7 protein-coding genes and 2 pseudogenes are annotated in these 7,270 nt (G+C 57.1%); 4 read left to right on the top strand and 5 right to left on the bottom strand.

Translation table 11 applies throughout. The annotated features are described in order from the left end of the window. Nucleotides 1-405 precede the first annotated feature (405 nt). The 3 genes and pseudogenes from ASF70_RS01510 to ASF70_RS01505 all read left to right on the top strand — a co-directional run bounded on the left by ASF70_RS01510 (nucleotide 406) and on the right by ASF70_RS01505 (nucleotide 1,448). Nucleotides 406-864, top strand: a complete 459-nt coding sequence (locus tag ASF70_RS01510; protein WP_062576815.1) for a VOC family protein — start codon at nucleotides 406-408, stop codon at nucleotides 862-864. 18 nt (nucleotides 865-882) lie between these two features. Next, a pseudogene (locus tag ASF70_RS24475) lies at nucleotides 883-984 on the top strand (phospholipid methyltransferase); the annotation flags it as partial. A 251-nt stretch (nucleotides 985-1,235) separates the two neighbouring features. After that, nucleotides 1,236-1,448: a hypothetical protein gene (locus tag ASF70_RS01505; RefSeq protein WP_062576813.1), complete on the top strand. Its 213-nt coding sequence runs from the start codon at nucleotides 1,236-1,238 to the stop codon at nucleotides 1,446-1,448. Nucleotides 1,449-1,641: 193 nt separating this feature from the next. Here the strand turns inward: ASF70_RS01505 and ASF70_RS01500 are convergent, their stop codons facing one another. Both ASF70_RS01500 and ASF70_RS01495 read right to left on the bottom strand, forming a co-directional pair. Then, nucleotides 1,642-2,118, bottom strand: coding sequence for a hypothetical protein (locus tag ASF70_RS01500; RefSeq protein WP_062576811.1), 477 nt, complete (start codon nucleotides 2,116-2,118; stop codon nucleotides 1,642-1,644). Then, entirely contained in the window at nucleotides 2,118-2,519 is a 402-nt protein-coding gene (locus ASF70_RS01495; protein ID WP_062576809.1) for a hypothetical protein, read from the bottom strand. The genes ASF70_RS01500 and ASF70_RS01495 overlap by 1 nt, the downstream gene beginning before the upstream one ends. A gap of 283 nt (nucleotides 2,520-2,802) precedes the next feature. On the opposite strand from ASF70_RS01495, the gene ASF70_RS01490 reads away from it, so the two are divergent. Next, nucleotides 2,803-3,423: a tyrosine-type recombinase/integrase gene (locus tag ASF70_RS01490; protein WP_062576807.1), complete on the top strand. Its 621-nt coding sequence runs from the start codon at nucleotides 2,803-2,805 to the stop codon at nucleotides 3,421-3,423. A 292-nt stretch (nucleotides 3,424-3,715) separates the two neighbouring features. On the opposite strand, the gene ASF70_RS01485 is transcribed toward ASF70_RS01490, so the two are convergent. From ASF70_RS01485 to ASF70_RS01470, 3 genes and pseudogenes are all read right to left on the bottom strand, one after another. Beyond that, nucleotides 3,716-3,919: a hypothetical protein gene (locus tag ASF70_RS01485; RefSeq protein WP_062576805.1), complete on the bottom strand. Its 204-nt coding sequence runs from the start codon at nucleotides 3,917-3,919 to the stop codon at nucleotides 3,716-3,718. A 739-nt stretch (nucleotides 3,920-4,658) separates the two neighbouring features. Further along, nucleotides 4,659-5,572: pseudogene (locus tag ASF70_RS01475) on the bottom strand (dihydrodipicolinate synthase family protein). A gap of 537 nt (nucleotides 5,573-6,109) precedes the next feature. Beyond that, on the bottom strand, nucleotides 6,110-6,982 hold the full coding sequence (locus ASF70_RS01470) for a hypothetical protein (RefSeq protein WP_062576871.1): 873 nt from the start codon (nucleotides 6,980-6,982) through the stop codon (nucleotides 6,110-6,112). Nucleotides 6,983-7,270 lie beyond the last annotated feature (288 nt).

Raw genomic sequence — 7,270 nt, 5'->3', positions numbered from 1 at the left:
CTCACTCGATGCGGGCTATCTCGGAGAGCGGCTGGGCATTTGTTACGAGCAGCTAGGCGACCTACACGCGGCGAAATACTGGTACGGGCGTGCGGTCGAGGAAAATCCAGAGGTAAGGCTTGAAGCAGCGCAAGCCTACGAACGCCTGAGCAATGTCGGCATCGACCATCTGCTGTAAGTCCGCTTCGGGCCAAAAGCTGCACCGGCGGAAATCAATAACCATCGATTAGCTTTAATGATCAGCGGTCACCTGCCAGCCGCTCGGCAGCTTTGCGCCAAAAGCAGTCATCGCAGTGATGTGAAGTGATGCTCGGAACGGTGTCGAGAGACGAAAGAAAGTTTGTAAGGCTATCGAGCCGTCGCTAGATCGAGCAGACGTAACTGGTAGATATGTGAGGATTAAAGATGGCCGAAGATGCCGGCGTAATAGCTGTGGACCACACGGGATTCTCGGTCGCCTCGTTGGAGGAGGCGATTCAGTTCTGGACTGAGGCGATGGGTTTCGACCTTGCTCGCCGAGGAGAGATGGGTGGGGAGTTTCTACGGGAGGCTACGGGGGTTGACGACCTCCGTTGCCGAATGGCGCTGGTGACGGCTCCAAATGGCTACCCTATCGAGCTTCTCGAGTATTCGACAGGCCGTATGCTGGGTCAGACACCTCGTAGCGCAGGTGCGATCGGCGCCGCTCATATCGCCTTCACGGTTAAGGATATCCGCACGGCGATCGCGCGGGTTGAGACCGCGGGGTGGGCAGTGAACGGTTCGCCGCAGCCGATACCAGCCGGCCCCCGATGCGGAATAATGGTCGCGTACATCTCCGGCCCGGATGGTATCACTATAGAACTAATGCAGCCGCCTGCTTAGTGAAGGATTGCTGATACTTTACTCTAGCGGCTGGGGCTCAAGGCTAATCGCATCAGCACCACCTATGCAAACCTGCCGCCTGCAAGCGTATATCGCATCATGAGGACGACAGTCGCATGAACCGGACAGCTTGCACACCCTGACTTGTCCGCTTTGGCCGAAACGAGCTAAGAAATGAGGTCTCCGATGCACCAATTACGGTCATTGCGGCTGCCGCAAAACTCCCTATTCTGCCACGTCGCAGAAGTCAGGAAAATAAGTGTCGTTATAACTAGGAAATTTGCGAGGCTGTGTTCCACGTTCGTGGCGGCAGCCAACCTTATGAAGGACTAGGGCCAGTCAATCGTGACTCTGAATGATAGGAGAGACCTATGACGCAAGGCTTCCGTAAAAGCATATTATTTCCGATCACTCTCATGTTTGCTGGTGTCGCCGCGTTTTTTCTTTTCCTTTTTGTGACAGGGCATGATCCTGACGAAAAGCCGCTGACAATGATCCATTGGATTATCGGCGGAGCGCTGATCGGTCCAGGTTTTGGCTACCTCATCCAATGGAGGCGGGACAGGGACCGATCCAAGTTATAAGCAACTCTTAGCTTTCGCGGCCGTCACAAATTTCCTGTCAACCTCCTGACATCCTTGATCGGGCTTAGGTACGCTGCACTTCTCGGCGGTCTCTGCGTAAGCCGACAGGCGGCATGACGCAGAAGCGCCAACAGCAGACAACTACGCTAGGCCATTCTGATTGCTCTAAATTTTTTGTGATTGCGTTTTGGGGTCATGGCGCTGTTACGGTAATCAACCTTTCGTCGATCGCAGGTCCTTTGAAGTAGGTGTATTTCAGGCTGACGCCTTCGCCCTTGATACTTACGGTGGATGTTCCTCTGAAAGCGGTCAGCACTTCCTGCACCTGCGTCGAAGCATAGCGGGTAGCGAGCGCCGTCACCCATGCTTCGGCCATTGCCTTGTCTGTGTGGACGCCGTAGCCAGTGTCACGGGTCCAGTCATTCCACATGATCTTCACGTTTTCGACGCGGCCGCCGCTGTCGGCCGCGTTGACGAAGACCTTCGTAACTTCGGCACCCGGCAGGATGCATCTCCATAGATCGGGCATGCCAGAGGTTTTTGTGACCTTGGGCCGCGGGCATTTGATCGTGTCGGAGACGGCCTTAGTTTCGGCTTCAAAGCTACTGAACTCGGCGGCAAGAGCGGGTGTCGACGCGAGGATCGCGGCGGTCAGCACGAGGTACTTCATCACATGGATACTCCCAGCGCCGAGGCGCACGACAAGGACTTGAAGGCAATCCTCGACAGTTCGCCGCCAACGCTCGAGAGGACGCTGTCTGCGAGGATGATCGTGGTCTTGGTGCGGATGTGGTAGCCGAAGGGCGTGAAGCCGTTGTAGCCGCCGAAGCCGTTCTTCGCGTTGACCATGCCGCAGACGATGTTCTGCGGGTATTGCTGGTACATCGGATCGGGGCGCGTGAACGACTTGAACTGCGCCGACACCGGGTCCTTGAGCTTGTCCATGACCGCCGCCATGGCGGCCTTGGCGTTCTCTTCTCCGACGTTCGAGATGCTGTCGTCGAGGACTTCTTGCGCGGAAGCCGTCGAGGCCATCAGGCCCATTGCCAGCGCCACGTATGCGTACTTCATGCAAAGCTCCTAGCGCTGGTCAATGCAGCGCAACCTACAGCAGAGTGGGCGAAAGGAAACTACCAATCCGCTCCGGTAATCCGAAATTAACAACGAGTTTCTCTACGGTTCGGACGATCTCGTCGTCCTGTTGCCGCGTCCCATCGTTGTCCCACGACAGATTATGATCCGTAGGGGCGTCCTTACTCATGAAGTCCGCTTCGGGCCGATTAGCGACGAGACGTGCTAAGATGCGACGGCCTAACGGTGGCGACGCGGTGGGAGGAGTGGCGGAGGCTTTGGCATGGACACCGCCGTACCGCCTAATCGACAGCCTTGGAACAAGGGAATCCTTGTCGGCCAGAAGCGCCCACTGCAGCCAAAGAACGTGTGGTCGATCCGCGTTCGGCTTGAATTGAGCGGCGCGATCCGGGAACTGGTGCTTTTCAACCTTGCCATCGACAGCAAGCTTCGCGCTTGTGACGTCGTGAAGCTGAGGGTTGAGGACTTATGGTCTGGTAGTTCAATTCGAGATAAGGCCACCATCATCCAAAAGATGACGAAGCGGCCCGTACAGTTTGAGGTCACAGAGCATACCAAGATTGCACTCGTGGCTTGGCTTCCCTTTGTCCGTCGGAACGGCGGCAGCTACCTGTTTCCAAGTCGCCGGAAGACGTCGCAGCATCTCTCGACAAGGCAGTATGCGCTGATCGTCCACCGATGGGTCGCGTCGATCGGCCTAGACACGAGCGCTTATGGCACTCACTCCATGAGGAGCACCAAGGCAGCGCAGATTTACAAGAAGACAGGCAATCTTCGGGCGGTCCAAATTTTGCTCGGTCACACGAAGCTGGAAAGCACCGTTCGCTACCTCGGCGTAGAGGTGGACGATGCGCTCAGGATTGCGGAGCAGATCGAGCTATAGCCTCTTGACCATCGGCGACTGCCGGTGGTCTCTCTCTCTCGCCAGTAGCGGTCATCTCAACTTTACAATGTGGGTGGCACTTGCGGATTTAGTGCGAGTAAAACCAAGCGTCGCGTATAACGCAGCAGCGTCTGCCGTATCAGTAAAAAGTTGCACGGAAGCGAATGATGTTGCCGCTGTGTCTTACCGATAGCGAGCAAGGCGGGAGGCGACCCCTGTCGGCGGATGCGTTTGAGTACGTACAAGTGGCGCAGGCGGGCAATAGTAATGTCTCCTGCGTAAGGTTCGATATTCAATCCTCCGATAGCGACCAACTGTCCATTCTGAAATGCGCCGCCAGCAGCTCTCCTGGCTTATGGAAGCGATTTGTCTGCGTCTCCCATTCCGTGGTCAATTTTTCCATGAAACGAAAACCTGCGCTATAGGCCTCGATGCGAAGCGCTTCTATGCCAGCCGGCAAATCCAGGACGGTCTTGATTTCGACTGAAGGCTTCATAACCGTCTCTTCAACGTAGCTTTTTAGTTTGTCTACCAGGAGGCTCCAATGGCCGCGAAGGGCCGTTGGTGGTCATGCCGATGTAACGTGCTTGCCTGCTCATTGCGCGGCGCACGCTCCCTACTGTGGTTGGAAGTATTGGCTGCAGGCGATAGGTATTTTCACAAGAACTCGCTTACGCCGCGAAACTTGGCGGTGTTCCAGAAGCAGCTTTCTCCAAAAGCTTGCACAACACAGCGAACCGTCGGTCAGCTTTTGCTAAAACGCTCGCGTCTGCAATCGGTAGTTCGATTACGCCGTGGAGCGAACGAGCGAGATTTCGAGCCGCCTTCCGAATCTCCGGAGAAGCCAAAGTTCCGGCCTCCCCGATCTCCATAGCGATTGTATACATCTGCCTATGGCTTTTTGCCTCGATAGCCGCTGCAAGCCATAATCTCGGGTGATCGTTGGTCATAAGCGACTCTACGCCCCACTCCGAAAAATAGTTTCAATCGTCGCATTACGTAGTCAACCTCACGCTAACCACTATATTGAACGCGCATCCACGAGACGCGACTGCTATCAAGGCAGTCACGGCAAGGCTGAGCGCGACGAATGAAAAGGCGACAGGTCCCGCAGCCTGCGGCACTGGCAGTGTGGCCGATAAAGCGTACCAGCGGACAAGCGCCCACTTTTTGATCGTTGACTGCCACCGGGGACGGCGCTGCCCTGTTCCGATGTATCGACTGGACTGACCACGCTATTGCACAGCCGATGAGTTGACTGCAGTACGGAGTCCATCGACTGCCTCTGCGACCCGGACGCGTGCTTCAGGTTGAAGCCCCAGAACTGGACGGGCGGCTCGAAGCTTCCTACCCCAACTATCTCTGCGATTGCGTACATGACACGAAAGCTTCCGAACTCCTTGAACAGAGACCACAACGGTTCGAACGCCCTGTTGACGCGCTCCGCTCCCTCGATGTCGCCGGATTGAGCCGCTCTGGTGAGTGCCAAAGCCTCTGATGGCAGAAGCCCTGCGACAACGCTGTACCAGGCGTCGGCTCCTGCCAGCAGCGCGTCGGCAGCACCCCAGTCTCCACTATAGCCAGTCGCAAAAGTAGACGCCGTGTGATGGCGGATAGTGGCCATCTCGAAAGAGTAATTGCCATCGGCGGGCAGCGGCATCTTGATGGCCACGATGTTTGGAACCTTGGCGAGCCTCTCGATCAGTCTAACGCTGAACGTGAATTTCGTGGTGCTTGGGTTGTTGTAGACGCAAAGAGGAAGCTGTCCGACGTCAGCGACTGCTGCGTAGTGCTCATAAACCTCCTGCTCGGTAAGAGGCGTGTAAGACACGGGCGCAAGCAGCAGGCCATCCGCCCCTGCCTCTCTGGCATCCCTCGCGAAGGCCTGAGCTTCATCCGTCCGAAGAGCACCGACACCGACGATGACGGGTATCTTCCCACCGACCGTTGCCAGCGCGGTTTCCGCGGCGCGACGTCGCTGATCACGAGACAAGAAAGCGTATCCCCCGGTGCTGCCGAGAAGTCCGATGGAATCCGCACCAGCTTCCTTGATACGGTTCAGAATGATCCCCAATGCTGACGTATCGACAACGCCAGCCTGGTCAGTGGGAGTGATGGGGAATGCCGACAGGCCTTGAAACAGGGGCATCAGGTTTCCTTCGTTATCAGCGCGAAAGCAAAAGCTTCATGCCTGCCGCTGCATATACGACTGCGAGGGTACCTTCGATCCAGCAGGGACCGCGACGGTAGACACGGATCACCGGTCCGGTCGGGAAAGGAGTGCGTAGCATAGTCGTTTCCGTTCCACTCATGACGCTCGCCTTGACAGATTGCGGCCTCTCAGGACCTTTTTTCGCTTTCAATCTTGTGTTGTTTGTTGGCTTCGCGCGACATTCTAGCAAGTCGTAGCCGCTCGGTCTTTTGCTCACGTGCGGCGGCCTCCCTGTCCAGGATTTCGTAGGCCGCGCGATCAGTTTCCTCTCGCTTCGCAATTCTATCAGTCTGCTTCATTTTCAACCTCGATTGCCGGTCCACCTAACGTAGCGCGACAACGGCGTCTGCCAACTCGCTGTGGGATTGCATTTTGCAAGAAGTCGCCAAGACACCCTCTCCACAGAGTCACGGGCCATCAGACGTCTGTCGGTATTGAGAGATTGATCATCGCCGTATAGGCGTCAGATCCGGATTAGCGCGACAACTGTTCCGCCCTCTTCCGGCTTGCCGCTCGTCGAGCGGGCCGCAGTTCCTGAATTGTCGGTTGCCACCATTCAGCTCCGTCGGCCACGGGCATCTTCGAGGGCCACGCCTGCACTAGCTCTTCAAACGTAGGTTTGCGCCAAATTCCCCAGACGTGGCCGTCGGTGACACCAGGGTAGAATTCGCCGACGACTTCCGGTTCGACGAGTTCCCCGGTGACCTCTTCGAAGACAACCAGTCCATGCTGGATTGCGACGACACGGCCGAGTGGCGGTAGCTTGTCGATGTTTACCGGATAGCGTCGCCGCTTCCGCTCCGCGGTCCGCGCCTTCGACTTCGCTTCCTGTTCGGTACCCTTCCTCTCTTCGGCGCGGCGTCGCCTTTCTTCTGGTTCGTTCCGGCGCGCTGCTTCCTCGATTTCTGGCCATCGCTTCTTGAGCTCTCGGTACGACCGAAAGGGAACGTGCCATAACTTGAGGTCGCTATCCCACCGCGAGTAGGGAATCTCGCGAAGCCTCTCGACGACTGTCCTCGAATAGGGAGTGTTGATCCGCAATCCCGCTCTTCCAAGCTCAAGATAGACGCTCGCGATCGGATCGAACTCAAATGCGTCCCTGCCTTTCGCGTCGGCGAATGCATCGGCTTCCGCCTCCAGCTCCGCGAGCCACCGCGTGAAACGACGAGAGGCAGTGGGACCTGGGACGAACCATGCTTGGCGGGCGTCACTCCACCGTGCACGGGGGAAGCGTTTCCGGAACTGCTCCACGGTCATTCTGTCGAACGGAAAGCTGACATCAGCACCGAGCCTAGTGTCGGCTTCAGTGGTCGGTTCGACGTCGTCTGGTTTAGACTTGGCGCTCATCGAGTTGTTAACGCCCATCGGCCTGGTCAGGTTTCAGTCGGGACTATGCCGCCGCCCGAAAGCGCAGGGCGAAAAGTTCAACCGAGAGGTTCGGATCGACAGACAGGTCAGAACGTATCAGGCCGTGGCTCCAGCGGTCACCAGAGAATGGTCGATGCCAAGGAGGGCAGTCGACGATGGGATACCAGCACACCCCGGCTATGACAGCACCATGGAACACCGTGATATCAACCTGCTCCAGCACGTGCCGGAGCCAGCCGCCCTTGTTGAGGNCCGGGATATCGGCGG

Origin of the sequence: Rhizobium sp. Leaf321 (genome assembly GCF_001423215.1) — a bacterium.
Lineage (GTDB): Bacteria > Pseudomonadota > Alphaproteobacteria > Rhizobiales > Rhizobiaceae > Neorhizobium > Neorhizobium soli.
Note: the sequence above shows the minus strand (reverse complement) of the source record. Positions and strands in the feature narration are given on the sequence as shown.

What these genes read in the sequence shown, in the direction of transcription:
- ASF70_RS01510 (WP_062576815.1), top strand. Translation starts at nt 406, where the DNA reads ATGGCCGAAGATGCCGGCGTAATAGCTGTGGACCACACGGGATTCTCG.
- ASF70_RS01505 (WP_062576813.1), top strand. Translation starts at nt 1,236, where the DNA reads ATGACGCAAGGCTTCCGTAAAAGCATATTATTTCCGATCACTCTCATG.
- ASF70_RS01500 (WP_062576811.1), bottom strand. Translation starts at nt 2,118, where the DNA reads ATGAAGTACCTCGTGCTGACCGCCGCGATCCTCGCGTCGACACCCGCT.
- ASF70_RS01495 (WP_062576809.1), bottom strand. Translation starts at nt 2,519, where the DNA reads ATGAAGTACGCATACGTGGCGCTGGCAATGGGCCTGATGGCCTCGACG.
- ASF70_RS01490 (WP_062576807.1), top strand. Translation starts at nt 2,803, where the DNA reads ATGGACACCGCCGTACCGCCTAATCGACAGCCTTGGAACAAGGGAATC.
- ASF70_RS01485 (WP_062576805.1), bottom strand. Translation starts at nt 3,919, where the DNA reads ATGAAGCCTTCAGTCGAAATCAAGACCGTCCTGGATTTGCCGGCTGGC.
- ASF70_RS01470 (WP_062576871.1), bottom strand. Translation starts at nt 6,982, where the DNA reads ATGAGCGCCAAGTCTAAACCAGACGACGTCGAACCGACCACTGAAGCC.